This is a genomic window from Sphingopyxis selenitireducens, from assembly GCF_051550705.1.
GTDB lineage: Bacteria > Pseudomonadota > Alphaproteobacteria > Sphingomonadales > Sphingomonadaceae > Sphingopyxis.
Genome location: NZ_JBPULG010000004.1, coordinates 35,556 through 50,436, shown reverse-complemented (window position 1 = coordinate 50,436; position 14,881 = coordinate 35,556). Strand labels below are relative to the sequence as shown.

Annotated in this window: 16 protein-coding genes; 8 read left to right on the top strand and 8 right to left on the bottom strand. The window is 64.4% G+C overall.

The window, feature by feature from the left end; all coding sequences use genetic code 11:
* Positions 1-32: 32 nt before the first annotated feature.
* Positions 33-1,031: an adenosine kinase gene (locus ACSYDV_RS13575; RefSeq protein ID WP_438324354.1), complete on the bottom strand. Its 999-nt coding sequence runs from the start codon at positions 1,029-1,031 to the stop codon at positions 33-35.
* Between the two features lie 109 nt (positions 1,032-1,140).
* Here ACSYDV_RS13575 and ACSYDV_RS13570 point away from each other — a divergent pair, with 109 nt between their 5' ends.
* Both ACSYDV_RS13570 and ACSYDV_RS13565 read left to right on the top strand, forming a co-directional pair.
* Positions 1,141-1,830: an EI24 domain-containing protein gene (locus ACSYDV_RS13570; protein WP_438324353.1), complete on the top strand. Its 690-nt coding sequence runs from the start codon at positions 1,141-1,143 to the stop codon at positions 1,828-1,830.
* On the top strand, positions 1,830-2,219 hold the full coding sequence (locus ACSYDV_RS13565) for a hypothetical protein (RefSeq protein ID WP_438324352.1): 390 nt from the start codon (positions 1,830-1,832) through the stop codon (positions 2,217-2,219). The genes ACSYDV_RS13570 and ACSYDV_RS13565 overlap by 1 nt, the downstream gene beginning before the upstream one ends.
* A 49-nt stretch (positions 2,220-2,268) precedes the next feature.
* Here the strand turns inward: ACSYDV_RS13565 and queG are convergent, their stop codons facing one another.
* Positions 2,269-3,351 (bottom strand): tRNA epoxyqueuosine(34) reductase QueG, encoded by a 1,083-nt coding sequence (queG, locus tag ACSYDV_RS13560; RefSeq protein ID WP_438324351.1) that lies wholly within the window; start codon positions 3,349-3,351, stop codon positions 2,269-2,271.
* Positions 3,352-3,400: 49 nt separating this feature from the next.
* Here queG and ACSYDV_RS13555 point away from each other — a divergent pair, with 49 nt between their 5' ends.
* From ACSYDV_RS13555 to msrB, 4 genes are all read left to right on the top strand, one after another.
* A complete protein-coding gene (locus ACSYDV_RS13555) occupies positions 3,401-4,375 on the top strand; it encodes an ABC transporter ATP-binding protein (protein ID WP_438324350.1) in 975 nt (324 codons plus the stop codon).
* Complete coding sequence (locus ACSYDV_RS13550) at positions 4,372-5,628, top strand: ABC transporter permease (protein WP_438324349.1); 1,257 nt, start codon at positions 4,372-4,374, stop codon at positions 5,626-5,628. The genes ACSYDV_RS13555 and ACSYDV_RS13550 overlap by 4 nt, the downstream gene beginning before the upstream one ends.
* Before the next feature lie 112 nt (positions 5,629-5,740).
* The gene (locus ACSYDV_RS13545; RefSeq protein WP_438324348.1) at positions 5,741-6,976 is read left to right on the top strand and encodes a cytochrome P450; all 1,236 of its coding nucleotides are present in this window, start codon (positions 5,741-5,743) and stop codon (positions 6,974-6,976) included.
* Positions 6,977-7,032: 56 nt separating this feature from the next.
* Positions 7,033-7,518 carry a peptide-methionine (R)-S-oxide reductase MsrB gene (msrB, locus tag ACSYDV_RS13540; RefSeq protein ID WP_438324347.1) on the top strand — a complete coding sequence of 162 codons (486 nt, stop codon included), beginning with the start codon at positions 7,033-7,035 and terminating at the stop codon, positions 7,516-7,518.
* A gap of 95 nt (positions 7,519-7,613) precedes the next feature.
* Here msrB and ACSYDV_RS13535 read toward each other — a convergent pair whose 3' ends face one another.
* The 6 genes from ACSYDV_RS13535 to ACSYDV_RS13510 all read right to left on the bottom strand — a co-directional run bounded on the left by ACSYDV_RS13535 (position 7,614) and on the right by ACSYDV_RS13510 (position 13,663).
* Positions 7,614-8,567: a ParB/RepB/Spo0J family partition protein gene (locus tag ACSYDV_RS13535; protein ID WP_438324346.1), complete on the bottom strand. Its 954-nt coding sequence runs from the start codon at positions 8,565-8,567 to the stop codon at positions 7,614-7,616.
* A complete protein-coding gene (locus tag ACSYDV_RS13530) occupies positions 8,568-9,350 on the bottom strand; it encodes a ParA family protein (protein WP_438324345.1) in 783 nt (260 codons plus the stop codon). It lies immediately after the preceding gene.
* Positions 9,347-10,021 (bottom strand): 16S rRNA (guanine(527)-N(7))-methyltransferase RsmG, encoded by a 675-nt coding sequence (gene rsmG, locus ACSYDV_RS13525; protein WP_438324344.1) that lies wholly within the window; start codon positions 10,019-10,021, stop codon positions 9,347-9,349. Before rsmG ends, ACSYDV_RS13530 begins: the two co-directional genes overlap by 4 nt.
* An 81-nt stretch (positions 10,022-10,102) precedes the next feature.
* Positions 10,103-11,965 (bottom strand): tRNA uridine-5-carboxymethylaminomethyl(34) synthesis enzyme MnmG, encoded by a 1,863-nt coding sequence (mnmG, locus tag ACSYDV_RS13520; RefSeq protein WP_438324343.1) that lies wholly within the window; start codon positions 11,963-11,965, stop codon positions 10,103-10,105.
* 76 nt (positions 11,966-12,041) lie between these two features.
* Positions 12,042-13,346 (bottom strand): tRNA uridine-5-carboxymethylaminomethyl(34) synthesis GTPase MnmE, encoded by a 1,305-nt coding sequence (gene mnmE / locus ACSYDV_RS13515; RefSeq protein ID WP_438324795.1) that lies wholly within the window; start codon positions 13,344-13,346, stop codon positions 12,042-12,044.
* Between the two features lie 23 nt (positions 13,347-13,369).
* Positions 13,370-13,663 carry a DUF6489 family protein gene (locus tag ACSYDV_RS13510; protein ID WP_438324342.1) on the bottom strand — a complete coding sequence of 98 codons (294 nt, stop codon included), beginning with the start codon at positions 13,661-13,663 and terminating at the stop codon, positions 13,370-13,372.
* A 114-nt stretch (positions 13,664-13,777) separates the two neighbouring features.
* On the opposite strand from ACSYDV_RS13510, the gene ACSYDV_RS13505 reads away from it, so the two are divergent.
* Positions 13,778-14,485 (top strand): dienelactone hydrolase family protein, encoded by a 708-nt coding sequence (locus ACSYDV_RS13505; protein ID WP_438324341.1) that lies wholly within the window; start codon positions 13,778-13,780, stop codon positions 14,483-14,485.
* Positions 14,482-14,880 carry a nuclear transport factor 2 family protein gene (locus ACSYDV_RS13500; RefSeq protein WP_438324340.1) on the top strand — a complete coding sequence of 133 codons (399 nt, stop codon included), beginning with the start codon at positions 14,482-14,484 and terminating at the stop codon, positions 14,878-14,880. Before ACSYDV_RS13505 ends, ACSYDV_RS13500 begins: the two co-directional genes overlap by 4 nt.
* The last annotated feature ends 1 nt before the right edge of the window (position 14,881 follow it).

Below are 14,881 nucleotides of genomic sequence, written 5' to 3'. Positions count from 1 at the left end.
ATCCCGGCTTTCGCCAGGATCTCGATGAAAGCTTACCCCAGACGCGCGGCGATCTTCGCTTTCAAATCAGTCTGCGCCCGGGGGCCGACCTGCGCGATAATCTCGCGCGCGCACACCGCGCCCATCGTCAGGCAATCGGTCATCGAGCGCCCCTCGGCGTGACCCGACAGGAAACCCGCCGCGAACAGGTCGCCGGCGCCGGTGGTGTCCACGACCTCGTCGATCGGTTCGGCGCCAACCTCGGTCCGCACCCCGCCGGTGAGCGCGATCGCGCCTTGCGCACCGCGCGTCACGACGAGCAGCGGTACCTGCGCAGCAATGCTCGCCACGGCGGCTTCGAAATCATCGGTTTCGGCGAGGGCACAAATTTCGACCTCGTTCGCGAACAGGATGTCGAACAGTCCCTCGGCGATCAGCGCACGGAAATCGGCGCCGTGGCGGTCGATGATGAAGGCGTCGGAGAGGGTGAAAGCAACCTTGCGTCCCGCCGCGTGCGACACGTCGATCGCACGGCGCATCGCCGCCCGCGACAGTTCGGGATCCCACAAATAGCCCTCCAGATACAGAATCTCTGAATCGGCGATCCATGCCTCATCGATCATCGCCTGTTCGAGCAGATGGCTCGCGCCGAGGAAGGTGTTCATCGTCCGCTGCCCGTCGGGCGTGACGAGGATCAGGCAACGCGCGGTCGGCGCGCCTTCGGTCAGCGGCGGGGTTTCATAGGCGACGCCCAGCGCGCGCAAATCGTGGGTGAACACATGGCCGAGCTGATCGTCGGCGACCTGCCCGATAAAGCTGCAACGCTGACCGAGGACAGCCATTCCCGCGAGGGTATTTGCCGCAGAGCCGCCCGACATTTCGATCGCCGGTCCCATCGCGCCATAGAGCCGCTCGGCCTCTTCCGCATCGATCAGCCGCATCGAGCCTTTGGTCAGGCCTTCGGAGGTGATGAGCGCATCCTCGGCGCGGGCGATGACATCGACGATCGCATTGCCGATGGCAACAACGTCGAAACGGGCGGTGGAGGCCATGAAAATTCCTGTCGGTGAGGGGAAAGATTGCGCGGGGCCTTAAGGATGACAGCAAGGCAAGGCAAGCACAACGCTTGACGAAGGGCCGCTCGCCGCGCCATCCCGAAGCATGGCCCGCGTCGTCCACGCTTTCCTCCTCGCTCTCAAGGATTTGCCGCATCCGCGCGTGTTGCGTGTCCTCGCGCTCAGCCTCGCGCTCACCCTGCTCCTTCTCGCCGCCAGCGGCGCCGCGATCTTCTACGCCGCGCGCCTGGGTCTCGAACAGGGACGATGGCTGGATGGCGGCGGACTCGACATGGCGGGTATCCTTATCGCGCTTATATTGATTGCGGGCGGCTGGCTGTTGTTTCGTACCGTTGCAATCCTCGTCGTCGGCCTGTTCGCCGACGCAATCGTCGCCGATATCGAAGAGCGCCATTATCCGGACGCCGCACAAAGCGCTGTCGCGGTCGGTTGGCGCCAGAGTATCATGCTGGCGCTGGCATCGCTCGCCCGCGTCATCGTCGGAAATCTCGTCGCGATGCCCTTTTACATCCTGTTGCTGGTGACCGGCGTCGGCACCTTTCTGCTCGCGCTGCTGGTCAATGCCGTCCTGCTCGGCCGCGACCTCGAAGCGATGATCGGCGCGCGCCACCCCGCCCGGCCACGCCTCGACCGATCGGCACGCTGGTCGCTCGGCCTGCTGTCCGCCGCAAGCTTCCTGGTTCCTGTCGCCAATTTGTTGGCGCCTATCCTCAGCGCCGCTATGGCCGTCCACCTCTTCCATCTCGGTAGCAACAACGAAAAGCGGGGCCTTTGATGATCCGAAACCCGATGACGCCAAGCTGGCGCCTGACCGCGAGCACCGGGCTTGCCTTGCTGCTCACCGGCTGCGCCGGCTCCGCCATTCCGCGCGCCATTCCGCCCCAGACCACGGCACCGCCGCCGACGATCGTCAAGCCGGTGCAGAACAACACTCTGATCGGCAGCAGCGCCGATGCGGTCGGCAGCATGTTCGGCAAACCGCGCCTTGACGTCGTCGAGGGTGCGGGTCGCAAACTGCAATTCGCCGGCGCCGCCTGCACCCTCGACATTTATTTCTACGCTGCGCGCGCAGGCGCCGCGCCCGTCGCGACCCACGTCGACGCACGCACCCCGGACGGGCGCGATACCGAGGTCAATGGCTGCGCCAACGCATTGCGGCGTTAGAATCAAAGCGGCCGGTAAAGCGGCCAGCGCGGTAAAACTGTCAGACCCGTCACGCCGTCAATTCGGCGAGCGCCCATCGTGCCGCGTCGGCAACCATCGGCGATTCATCCCCCGCCAGCCGCTCGAGTATCGATCGAAACCGCTTGTCGCGGCTGTTCCCCGCCGCGACTGCGGCATTTCGCACCATCCGGTTCCTTCCGATCCGCTTGATCGGGGATCCTGAAAACACGGTGCGGAATTCGGCGTCGTCAAGCGCCAGCAAATCGCCAAGCGATGGCGCGACCAGTTCACCGCGCGGCAGGAAGGCGCGGTGCCGCGCCGCGGTATCGGCAAATTTGTTCCACGGACACACGGCGAGACAATCGTCGCAGCCATAAATGCGATTCCCGATCGCGCGGCGAAACTCGACCGGGATCGGCCCGTCATGCTCGATGGTGAGATAGGAAATGCAGCGCCGCGCATCGACGCGATACGGCGCGGGAAAGGCCTGTGTCGGGCACGCATCCTGACACGCCGTGCAACTGCCGCAGCGATCGCGCGCCGGCTGGCCGGGCGCAAGATCGAGCGTCGTGTAAATCGCGCCGAGGAACAGCCAGCTGCCATGCTCGCGGCTGACGAGATTGCTATGCTTGCCCTGCCAGCCGAGCCCCGCCGCCTCCGACAACGGTTTTTCCATCACCGGCGCGGTGTCGACGAACACCTTGACCTCTGCACCCTGCACTTCAGCGACCAGCCAGCGCGCCACCGCCTTCAGCGCTTTTTTGACGACGTCATGATAATCGGCGCCCTGCGCATAGACCGAGATCCGCCCACGCCCGGGATGATCCGCGAGCGCCAGCGGATCATGCGCCGGCGCATAGCTCATGCCCAAGGCGATCACCGACCTCACCTCGGGCCACAACCCCTTGGGCGAGCCGCGCTGCGCCGCGCGGCTTTCCATCCAGATCATATCGCCATGACACCCGTCGGCGAGCCATTCGCCCAGCCGCGCCGCTGTCTTCGGCGCCGCGTCGGCATCGGCGATGCCGAACGCGACAAAGCCATGCGAACGCGCGACTTCGGCAAGCCGCTGTTCAAGCGATGGCGGTTCCGGCGATGACGTTTCCGGCAAGGGCAAGGGGTTCGCAACCATTGGCGCTCTATACGCCAAGCGCTTGTCCGTGCCATAGTTCGCACGTGCAATGATCGGGGACCGGGGTTTGAGCGATTATAGCGTCGAGGCGTCGGGCCTCACCAAATATTTCGGCAGTTTCAAGGCGGTCGACCATGTGTCGCTCCAGGTGCCGACAGGCAGCATCTATGGCGTGCTCGGCCCCAATGGCGCGGGCAAGACGACCAGCCTACGGATGATGCTGGGAATCATCGACCCCGACGAAGGCACCAGCCGCATCTTCGGCGATCAGCGGCCGCAGGCGGTGCGCCACCGCATTGGCTATCTGCCCGAGGAGCGCGGGCTTTATCCGGGCATGAAGGCACGCGAGGCGATTGCCTTCATGGGCGCGCTGCGCGGGCTCGACTGGGGCGAAGGACGCCGCCGCGCCGCGATCTTCATGACCGAACTCGGGCTCGAACGCGTCATCGACGAAAAAATCCGCAAAATGTCGAAGGGCATGGCGCAGATGGTCCAGCTGATCGGATCGATCGTCCACGCCCCCGATCTGATCGTCCTCGACGAGCCTTTTTCGGGGCTCGACCCGGTCAATCAGGAACGGCTGGAGATGCTGGTGAAGCGCGAGCGCGACCGGGGCGCGACGATCCTCTTCTCCACCCATGTCATGGCCCACGCCGAACGCCTGTGCGACCGGATCGCGATCATCGCGCGGTCGCAGCGCCGTTTCGAGGGCACGGTGGACGAAGCCCGCGCGCTGTTGCCTATGCAAGTGCGCTACACCCCGCGCGACGACCGCGACGCCGCCGGGATCGCGGCAATGCTGCCCGCCAGCGCCGAACGCCGCGGTGACGCCTGGCATTTCACCATTCGCGACGGCGACGTCGAACCGCTGCTGTCGCGGATCACCGCGAGCGGCCATGGCGTCACCGGCCTGTCGATCGCCCGCCCTGCACTCCACGACGCCTTCGTCCATATCGTCCGCCAGGTCGACGCGGGCTTCGTCGCCGATGCGACCTCGGACGCGGTTCAGGAGGCACTGGCATGACCCCCTTCTTACGCAGCATGTTCGTCATTGCCCGGCGCGATCTGATCGCGATCGTCGCCACCCCGACCTTTCTCCTCTTCCTCCTCGCGCCCCTGTTCATGCTCGCGGTCGGCGCGCTCGGCGGCGTCGGCGCGTCACAACTCGCCGACAGCGCGCGCGGCGCTGGCCGGATCGTTGCGGTGCTGGACGCCTCCGACGTCGAAGCCGCACGCGCCGCTGATGCGCGGTTGCGCGCCGTCTTCGGCCGTCCACCAGTAACGCTCGAAATGCGCATTGCCGGAGCGACGGCCCCCGACCCCATCGCGATCGCACGCGAAAAGGGCAGCGACACCTATGCGGTGCTCAGCGGCCCGCTTGCGACCCCGCGCATCGTCGAGCGCGAGCCGGGCAGCAGCGCGGGTCGCTATCTCGCATTGCTCGCGAGCGACATTTTGCGGACGCGCACGAGCGGCGCCGCCCCGCCCGTCGCCCCACGCTTCGAGAATCTGGCAAGCGGCGGCACCAGCATCGCGGCGCAGCAGTCGATGGGCTTCGCTGCGGTCTTCGCCATCTTTCTCCTCACCCTTCTCCTCGCCGGACAGACCGTCGGTTCGCTCGCCGAGGAAAAGGGCAATAAGGTCATCGAAATCCTTGCTGCCGCAGTGCCGCTTGAAAGCGTATTTCTCGGCAAACTGATCGGCATGCTCGGTGTCGCAATCCTCTTCATCGCCTTTTGGGGTGGGATAGCGATCGCAGGCGGTTTCGTCGCCGCGACACAGATCGACCCCGCAACGCTCGCGGCCGCCGGTGCGGCGAGCAAGCCCGCGATCGCCCTGACCGCCGCCCCGGCCACCGGCTGGGCCTTTTTCCTCGGCGTCGGGCTTTGCTATTTCATTCTCGCTTTTCTCCTGCTCGGCGCGGTTTTCCTCGGCGTCGGCGCGCAAGCGGCGACGGTGCGCGAGATTCAGATGCTCAGCCTGCCGATCACCATTTTTCAGGTCGGAATGTTCAGCCTGTCGGCCGCCGCGGCGGGGGCGCCGGGCAGCAACCTTGCGCGCTTCGCGCAAATCTTCCCCTTCTCCTCCCCTTTCGCGATGGCAGCGCGCGCCGCGACCGACGAAGCCCGCACGGTCCATCTGCTCGCGATCGGCTGGCAGGCGATCTGGGTCGCGATCGCCATCTTCCTGTCGGTGCGGCTGTTCCGCGCCGGGGTGTTGAACAGCGGCGCCGGCTGGAAATTCTGGCGACGCGACCGCGCCGCGGCTGACCGATAGGCCAGTTTGTCCCAGCCTCATTGACAAAGCTGTCAACAGTGGCATTCTGCAACTGATCAAGCCGACGGCGGCAAACGCTGCGGCGATTCTGGCAGAGAGAGGATGCCCCCCTATGGCGACTGCAGCCAAAGCCCAACCCGTCACCGATCCTTATGATATGAGCCCCGCCGCGATCTATTCGGAGGATCGCTGGCAAGCGCCGTTTGCCGAGCTGCGCGCCATGGGGGGCATCTACAAGGTCGAGGACAGCGTCCACGGTCCCTATTGGAACATATCGAGCCACCAGGCGATCCAGCATGTCGAGGCGCTGCCCGACATTTACAGCTCGTCGTGGGAATATGGCGGAATCACCATCCTCGACCGCGACGAGTCCGAGGAATTTCGCTTGCCGATGTTCATCGCGATGGACCGGCCGCAGCACACCGATCAGCGCCGCACCGTCGCGCCCGCCTTCACCCCCGCCGAAATGACGCGCCTGTCCGAAGACATCCGCCGCCGCACCGGCGAAGTGCTGGACAGTCTGCCATGGGGTGAGACCTTCGACTGGGTCGACCGCGTGTCGATGGAATTGACGACGCAGATGCTCGCGATCCTGTTCGATTTCCCGTGGGAAGACCGCCGCAAGCTCAGCGAATGGTCCGACTGGATGGGTGATGTCGAACTCGCGCAAAAGCCCGAGCTTCGCGAACAGCGCCGCGCGGTGCTTGAGGAAGCCTTCGTCTATTTCCAGCGTCTGTGGGTGGAAAAGCTCGACCAGCCCCCGACCCCCGACCTGCTCTCGATGATGCTGCACAGCGAAGCGATGAGTCACATGGACAAATATGAGTTCATCGGCAATCTCGTGCTGCTGATCGTCGGCGGCAACGACACCACGCGCAACACCATGTCGGGGCTCGCCTATGGTCTCGACCTGTTCCCCGAACAGCGCGCAAAGCTGGAGGCTGATCCTGCGCTCATCCCCAATGCGGTGAGCGAGATCATCCGCTGGCAGACCCCGCTGGCGCATATGCGGCGCACCGCGCTCGAAGATACCGAATTGTTCGGGCACAAGATCGCCAAGGGCGACAAGATCATCCTGTGGTATTTGTCGGCGAACCGCGACGAGAGCGTATTCGATGATGCCGACGCGCTGAAACTCGACCGCGAAAATGCCCGCCGGCACCTGTCCTTCGGCTATGGCGTCCACCGCTGCGTCGGCGCGCGTCTCGCCGAATTGCAGCTGCGCATCTTGCTGGAAGAAATGGCCGCGCGGCGGATGCGCGTGAATGTCGTCGGCACCCCCGAACGCGTCCATGCCTGCTTCGTCCACGGTTTCCGCACCATTCCGGCGACGATCGAGAAATATTGACGACTGCCGGGTCGCAGGCGCAGGGTGGCGGCGTATCGAAAGGGCAAGGACCGCTCATGATCGACCGCCGCCACCTGATTGCCGGACTCGCACTGGGCGGAGCTTTCATCGGCGCGCCGATGCTCTTCGCAAAATCGGGACGGCCACAGGCTGAACCCGGCTGGCGGCTCTCCGACGCCGAATGGAAGAAGCGCCTGTCTCCGCTGCAATATCGCGTGTTGCGCGAGGCCGCGACCGAACGCGCGTTCACCAGCCCGCTCGACAAGGAAAAGCGCGCCGGCACCTTCCTTTGCGCCGGCTGCGCGCTGCCGCTCTATTCGAGCAAAACCAAATATGACAGCCGCACGGGCTGGCCCAGCTTCTGGATTCCGCTCAAGGGCGCGATCGGAACCTCGACCGACCGCGACCTCGGCTATGCCCGCACCGAAGTGCATTGCAAACGCTGCGGCGGCCATCTCGGTCATGTCTTCGATGACGGACCCAGGCCGACCGGCAAGCGTTACTGCATGAACGGCGCCGCGCTGACCTTCCGCCCCGGCTAATCGCTGTTTTTCAGAAGTTTCGGCGCAACTTTTTCCGTCAGTGAAAGCGCCATGCGTTGCGCGGCGCAACTTCGCGCCGCCCTCCGCCCTTTCGATCAGATCGATTCGCCGCTCAGTCGCTGACAGATCATGTCGAGCTGATCGAGCGACCCGAATTTCAGCGTCAATGCGCCCTTGCCGTCGCCCGCATATTGAATTGCGACACCGATCCCCAGCAATTCGGACAAATGCCGTTCGACCGCCACAATGTCAGGATCGCGGTTGGGGCCCGACGATTCGGCCACCGGCGCCTTACGCCCCCCGCCCTTTTCGGAACGAACCAACGCCTCGACCGCGCGTACCGACAAACCTTCCTTGACGACCCGCCGCGCGATCGCCTCGGCCCCGTCGGCGCCGATCAGCGCGCGCGCGTGGCCCATCATCAGCGACCCGTCGCCAACCAGTGTCTGTACGCTCGCGGGAAGATCGAGCAGGCGCATCAAATTTGCCGCGTGGCTGCGCGATTTGCCGACCAGCCTCGCCAGCGCCTCCTGGCTATGACCGAAATCGTCGATCAGGCGGCGATACGCGCCCGCTTCTTCGATCGCATTCAGATCCTGCCGCTGGATATTCTCGACAAGCGCAATCTCATAGGTCGCCGCGTCGTCGAGATCGCGCACCAGCGCCGGAATCTGGTGCAGCCCGGCGCGCTGTGCCGCGCGCCAGCGTCGTTCGCCCGCGACGAGTTGATACCCCTCTCCATCGGGTGAGCGGCGAAGAATGATCGGCTGCAACAGCCCGCGGGCCGAAATAGAATCGGCCAGCTCGGCGATCGCCGCCTCGTCGAAATGGCGCCGTGGCTGGCCCGGCAAGGGACGAATCGAACCGATCGCGACATGCTGCACCGAGTCACCGGTCGCCGGCGCAGGGGCTGATATTGCTCCCCCCGGGCTCGCAAGCACGGGTGCTTCGATGGCGACATCGCCGAACAGCGCATTCAGCCCGCGCCCCAGTCCCGACGGACGCTTGCGCGCCGACGGTGTTCCTGTTTCATCTTTATTATCAGCCATTTATGCAGCCTTGCGGACGTTGGGCAGACGATCGATCAATTCGCGCGCCAGCGCAATATAGGCGGCCGATCCGGCGCAGCGATGGTCATATATCAGGGCGGGCAAACCGTGGCTGGGCGCCTCGGACAAGCGGACGTTGCGCGGGATGACGGTCTCAAACACCACCGGCCCCAGCACTTCGCGCACGTCATCCGACACCTGATCGGTCAGCCGATTACGGCGATCGAACATCGTCAAGGCGACGCCGAGAATCGACAATTTCTGATTGAAGCGCTCGCGCACACGCTCGACCGTCGTCAGCAACTGGCTGAGCCCCTCAAGCGCGAAAAATTCGCATTGCAGCGGGACGATCAGTGATTCGGCGGCGATCAACGCGTTGAGCGTCAACATGCCCAGCGACGGGGGGCAATCGATCAGGCAGATATCCCACTGTCCCGCTTCGGCGCTCGCCAGCGCTTGCTGCATACGGTGAAGACGATCCTGAAACTCGATCAGTTCGATTTCGGCTCCCGAAAGATCGACCGTCGCGGGAACAATGTCGAGCCGCGGAACCGCAGTCGGAATTGCGCATTCGGCCAAGGTCGCGTCGCCGCGCAACAGCTCATAACTCGAACATTCGCGCTGCGATTGCTTGATACCGAGCCCGGTGGATGCGTTACCCTGCGGATCGAGGTCGATGATCAGCGTCCGCCAGCCGGTCGCCGCAAGCGCGGTCGCCAGGTTGATCGCAGTCGTCGTCTTGCCGACCCCACCCTTCTGGTTCGCCACGGCAATGCGGATCATCGCTTTCCTCGCTGTTTGTCGCCAATCTGACCCGTGCCGACCAAAATCTGGCTCTCGGCGTCGGTGAGGCTTTGTTCCACGTGGAACATTCTCTGCCATGGCTCGGGCAACAACGCCAGTTCCTTAACCGCGTTTCGGCCCTTTGGTAGCAACCATCGCGTCGATTCGGTGGAAAAACGCGTGGACAAGTCGATGAGCTTACCCAACGGCGCGAATGCCCGCGCGCTTATTGTCGCCGCCGCGCGCGTTTCAATCCGCTCGAGCGGGGCTTCGATCACCTCGACATGCGGCAAATTCAACCCATCGGCAACGCCGCGCAAAAACTCACAGCGGAGTTTACGCGATTCCACAAGCGCCACGGGCCGGCCGCTGAGGATCGCAATAACCAGACCGGGCAGCCCCGCCCCGCTTCCAAGGTCGAGCCACACGCCCTCGCGATCGCGTCCGTCGAACGCCAAAAGCTGGGCGCTATCGGCGATATGCCGAACCCACAGCGTCGGGATCGTCGATGCAGCGATCAAATTCTGCCGATCATTTTCGTCCACGAGCAGCGAGGCATAACCGTTCAACTGCCCCCACTGGGCAGGCGTCGGCGCAAAGGTCGCGTCTATCCAGTCGCGCGCTTGCTCTTCATTTTCCAGCATCATTCTTCCGTCAACTGTCGCCGGCATGGACTTTCCCTATCTCATCAATCGCGCGAAGGCATAAGGACACGAAGCCGGCGAGTTCAACTATCGAAATCCGATCCAGCTTCACGCCGCACGGCGGCGGCTGTGGACCATGATTGCGGTGAGCGCCGCCGGGGTCACCCCGTCGATCCGTCCAGCCTGCCCCAGCGTCTCGGGCCTTGCCTTCGTTAGCCGCTCCACCATCTCCCGCGACAATCCGCCGATTGCGGTATAATCGAGCGCCGGGTCCAGCATGATCGACTCATTGGCGGCCAGCGCGCGCAGTTCAGCCTGCTGGCGCGCGATATAGGGCGCGTAATGTGCGTCCTCGGCGATCTCGGAAAGAATCGTCGCGTCCACCATCGCCAATGCCGGGACAAGTTTGGCGAGGATCGCCGTCGTCACGCCGGGGAACCGGAGCAGATCGATCCGCTTGCGCGCCACACCATCACCCGGAAGCGCCAGTTCCAATGTGGCATAGTCAGCGGTCGCGACCGGCGCATCGAGCAACGCCTCGGCCTCGGCACGCGCCTCCTGCCGCGCCGCGAACAAGGCGGCGGTCGCCGGACGAACCAGCCCCAGTTCGATCCCTGTCGGCGTCAGCCGGGTCGCGGCATTGTCGGCGCGAAGCCGCAATCGATATTCGGCACGCGCGGTGAGCATGCGATAGGGCTCGGTAACCCCCTGCAACACGAGATCGTCGACCATCACCCCGATGTAACTGAGCGAGCGATCGAGGATTAGCGGATCGCGGCCCTGCACCGCCAGCGCCGCATTGACCCCGGCTATCAGTCCCTGCGCTGCCGCTTCTTCATAACCGGTTGTGCCGTTGATCTGTCCCGCGCACCAGAGCCCGCCGATCGCACGCACCTGCAAGCTCCGGTCGAGCGCCCGCGGGTCGATATGATCATATTCGACGGCATAACCCGGAACGACAATATCGACCGCCTCGAGCCCCTCGACTGTCCGGAGCATCGCCAGCTGGACATCGGCGGGCAGCGAGGTTGAAACGCCGTTGGGATAGACGAGGTGCGTGTCGAGCCCTTCGGGTTCCAGGAAAATCTGATGCCCGTCACGGTCGGCGAAGCGGTGGATCTTGTCTTCAATCGAGGGGCAATAACGCGGTCCCGCTGCCCCGATCGCACCGGTGAACAGCGGCGATCGATCGAGATTATCGGCAATGATCCGATGGGTTTCGACGTTGGTGCGCGTAATCGCGCAGAAAATCTGCGGAATGCTCCGTTCATTGTTCCACGTGGAACAGGTCCAGGTGTCGCCATCCGACGGCTGTTCCTCAAGCCGCGCCCAGTCGATCGTTCGTCCGTCGAGCCGCGGCGGCGTTCCGGTCTTCAGCCGCGCCATCGGCAAATCCGCAGCGCGCAACTGCCCGGCGAGCCTGTGCGCCCCGGCCTCCCCGATGCGCCCGCCGTCCATCCGCTCTTCGCCACGGAACATGCGGCCGCCAAGGAAAGTTCCCGTCGCGAGCACCACCGCCGGAGCGGCCAACGCGCTCCCGTCGCTGAGGTCCAGCCCTTCGACCTTCGCTCCGTCCGCCGACAAGCGTAGCGCCGCCGCTTCGCCTGCGACGACGATGATGTCTTCTTCGGCGGCGAGCATTTGCTGGATCGCATTACGATAGAGCGTCCGGTCTGCCTGGATACGCGGCCCCTGCACCGCAGCGCCTTTCGACGCGTTGAGCATCCGGTAATGGATCGCCGCCTTGTCCGCAGCCCGCGCCATCCAACCACCGAGCGCATCGACCTCGCGCATCAAATGGCCTTTGCCGAGCCCGCCGATCGCCGGGTTGCACGACATCGTCCCGATCAGCGCGGGATCGAAGCTGACGAGCGCAACGCGCGCACCGAGCCGCGCCGCGGCGGCTGCAGCCTCGGTTCCCGCGTGTCCTCCGCCGACGACGATGACATCGAATTTATTGCTGCTGTCCATGATTGCTCCGGCCTTTAGCCGAACTGCCGCCCCGAATCCACATCGCAGCAGCATGCGCAATGTTCCACGTGGAACATCATTTCCCGATACAAAAACGGCCGAACAATGTGTCGAGCATATCCTCGACACCGGCGCGTCCGGTGATCCGGTCGAGCGCTCCACTCGCGAGCCGGAGGCGTTCGGCGAGCAGGATTAAATCGCCCGCTTCGCGCGATCCGTCTTCCACGGTCAACCAGTCCCGCGCCTCACGCAGCGCAGCGCGCTGGCGTTGGCGCAGCGCCGCTTCGCCTTCGCGCGGCAAAAGGGTATGTGCCATCTCGACAATATGGCGATGGAGATTTTCCATCCCCTCCCCTGTCGCTGCCGACACGATCAGGTCGCACCGCGCCGCCGAAGCTTCCGCCGCCGCATCGCCGCGCCAGCGATCGGCCTGCGCCGCAATCAATATGCAGCACCGATGCTCGGGCGCTTCCTTCGGCAGGCCGAGCCATAGCAGGATGTCGGCCGCTTCAACGGCGGCACGCGCGCGATCGATCCCGATCGCCTCGATGGCATCGGCGCCCTCGCCGCGAAGCCCCGCCGTATCCGAAAAGCGCATCGCGATCCCGTCGAGCGCAAGCGGGGTTTCGATCACGTCGCGGGTCGTGCCCGCAACAGGCGATACGATCGCCAGTTCGCGCTGCGCCAACGCGTTGATCAAAGTCGATTTTCCGGCGTTGGGCGGTCCCGCAATCACCACCGACAATCCCTCGGCGATCACTTCCGCCGCGGGCCGGGCAAGCCATGTCGCAAGCTCGGTCGCCAAACCCTGCATCCCGGCGATCAGCCGCCGGGCGACAGCGTCACCGACCTCGACATCATCCTCGTCGGCGAAATTCAGTTCAGCCTCGGCGCCCGCCATCAGCGTCAGCAACCGGTCCTGCCACGCCTCGACCGCGCGCGACACATGCCCGCTGGCCATCCCGAGCGCCTGCACCCGCTGGCTCTCGGTCTCCGCTGCGAGCAGATCGGCAAGCCCTTCGGCTTCGGCCAGATCGATCCGGCCGTTGAGGAACGCCCGCCGGGTAAATTCACCCGCAACGGCGGGACGAAGTCCCGGAAGCGCACCGAGCGCCGCTTCGACCGCCGCGACTACCGCTCGGCCGCCATGTAAATGCAGTTCGGCCAGATCCTCGCCCGTCGCGGTAGCCGGTCCCGGAAACCACAATATCAGCGCGCGATCGAGCGCAGCGCCATCCACATCCTTGAGTTCTGCCAACGCCGCACGGCGCGCTTCCGGCAAACGTCCGGCAAGCCGAAGCAAAGCCTCGCCCGCCTGTGCCCCACTGATCCGCACGACGCCGATCGCCGCCGGCGGCATCCCGCTCGACAGCGCAAAAATCGTGTCGTTTACATTGTCCTGGTTCAGCTTTTGCCTCCCCGCGTGGGCTTGTCATCATCACCATCGGCAGGCTTGCCCGCACCGCCCATCAGACCTCCGCCGAACTGGCCGAGCAGCGACTGGACAAGGCCCAGCCCGCTTTCGCCCATCGGCATCCAGGTCTTGACCATCGACTGCACCATCTCAGGCGTAATTCCCTTTGCCATCAATTCCTTGACGCGGTCGAGATAGATATCATGGAGGGGTTCGAGGTCGGGCAGGCCGAACAGCCGCCGCGCCTCTTCGGGAGTGCAGTCCACTTCGATATTGAATTTCATCGCCTGTCTCCCGCACCCCGAAAAAACCATGAAGCGCGTGCTTGAGCCGCACCGCCATGCCAGCTAGCTTCGCGCTTTCATCACCAATAAGCAAGAGTCAGGAGAGCTCCCCACATGTCTGAAACCTCACCAACCAACACCACCATCCCCGCGCTCGACGGCGAAGGCAGCATCCCCGCCTATGTCGCGCGTCCCGACGCAGATTCGCCGCGCGCAATTATTGTCATTCCCGAAATTTTTGGCGTGAACGCCGGCATCCGCAAGAAATGCGACGACTGGGCGGCCGAAGGCTATCTGGCGATCGCGCCCGATATTTTCTGGCGCTTTGCTCCCGGGGTCGAACTCAACCCCGATGTCGAGGCCGAATTGCAGGAAGCCTTTGGTTATTTCGGCCAATATGACGCTGACTATGGGGTGAAGGACATCGAAGCCGCGATCCGCTGGCTCCATGCTGAAGGCGCGGTCAAGGTCGGCTGCGTCGGCTTCTGCCTCGGTGGCCGCCTCGCCTATATGGCCGCAGCGCGCACCGATGTTCACGCATCAGTTGGCTATTATGGCGTGATGATCGACCAGATGCTGAACGAAAGCCACGCGATCGCGCATCCGCTGATGCTCCACATCCCGACCGAAGACCATCTGGTCGACCATGCGGCGCAAAAGGTGATCCACGAAGGGCTGGACGCCCACCCCAAGGTGACGATCCACGATTATCAGGGGCTCGACCACGGTTTCGCCGCGACGATGGGCAATCGCCGCAATGAAGATGGCGCGCAGCTCGCCGACGGCCGCACCCGCGCCTTCTTTGCCGAGCATCTCGCATGACCGCGCGCTCCGGGGTCGCAGCCTGGCATGCCTATATGGCGGGCGGCGACCACCCGGAGGCGCTGAAGGCGCTGCTTGCCGAGGATGCGGTCTTCCATTCGCCGGTCGTCCACACGCCGCAGGAAGGGCGCGACAAGGTCTTCGCTTATCTCCACGCAGCGAGCCATGTCCTCGGCGGTGACGATTTTCGCTACTTGCGCGAGATCGTCGACGGCGACCAGGCGATGCTGGAATTCCAGACCGAACTGGACGGTATCCAGATCAATGGCGTCGATATCATCCGCTGGAATGAACAAGGAAAGATAAGCGATTTCAAAGTGATGGTTCGCCCGCTCAAGGCGATCAACAAGGTCTGGGAGAAGATGGGCGAAATGCTCGCGGCGCAAACGCGATGAT

Coding starts and splice junctions, on each gene's coding strand:
- ACSYDV_RS13575 (WP_438324354.1), bottom strand. CDS start 1,031: ATGGCCTCCACCGCCCGTTTCGACGTTGTTGCCATCGGCAATGCGATC.
- ACSYDV_RS13570 (WP_438324353.1), top strand. CDS start 1,141: ATGGCCCGCGTCGTCCACGCTTTCCTCCTCGCTCTCAAGGATTTGCCG.
- ACSYDV_RS13565 (WP_438324352.1), top strand. CDS start 1,830: ATGATCCGAAACCCGATGACGCCAAGCTGGCGCCTGACCGCGAGCACC.
- queG (WP_438324351.1), bottom strand. CDS start 3,351: ATGGTTGCGAACCCCTTGCCCTTGCCGGAAACGTCATCGCCGGAACCG.
- ACSYDV_RS13555 (WP_438324350.1), top strand. CDS start 3,401: ATGATCGGGGACCGGGGTTTGAGCGATTATAGCGTCGAGGCGTCGGGC.
- ACSYDV_RS13550 (WP_438324349.1), top strand. CDS start 4,372: ATGACCCCCTTCTTACGCAGCATGTTCGTCATTGCCCGGCGCGATCTG.
- ACSYDV_RS13545 (WP_438324348.1), top strand. CDS start 5,741: ATGGCGACTGCAGCCAAAGCCCAACCCGTCACCGATCCTTATGATATG.
- msrB (WP_438324347.1), top strand. CDS start 7,033: ATGATCGACCGCCGCCACCTGATTGCCGGACTCGCACTGGGCGGAGCT.
- ACSYDV_RS13535 (WP_438324346.1), bottom strand. CDS start 8,567: ATGGCTGATAATAAAGATGAAACAGGAACACCGTCGGCGCGCAAGCGT.
- ACSYDV_RS13530 (WP_438324345.1), bottom strand. CDS start 9,350: ATGATCCGCATTGCCGTGGCGAACCAGAAGGGTGGGGTCGGCAAGACG.
- rsmG (WP_438324344.1), bottom strand. CDS start 10,021: ATGCCGGCGACAGTTGACGGAAGAATGATGCTGGAAAATGAAGAGCAA.
- mnmG (WP_438324343.1), bottom strand. CDS start 11,965: ATGGACAGCAGCAATAAATTCGATGTCATCGTCGTCGGCGGAGGACAC.
- ACSYDV_RS13510 (WP_438324342.1), bottom strand. CDS start 13,663: ATGAAATTCAATATCGAAGTGGACTGCACTCCCGAAGAGGCGCGGCGG.
- ACSYDV_RS13505 (WP_438324341.1), top strand. CDS start 13,778: ATGTCTGAAACCTCACCAACCAACACCACCATCCCCGCGCTCGACGGC.
- ACSYDV_RS13500 (WP_438324340.1), top strand. CDS start 14,482: ATGACCGCGCGCTCCGGGGTCGCAGCCTGGCATGCCTATATGGCGGGC.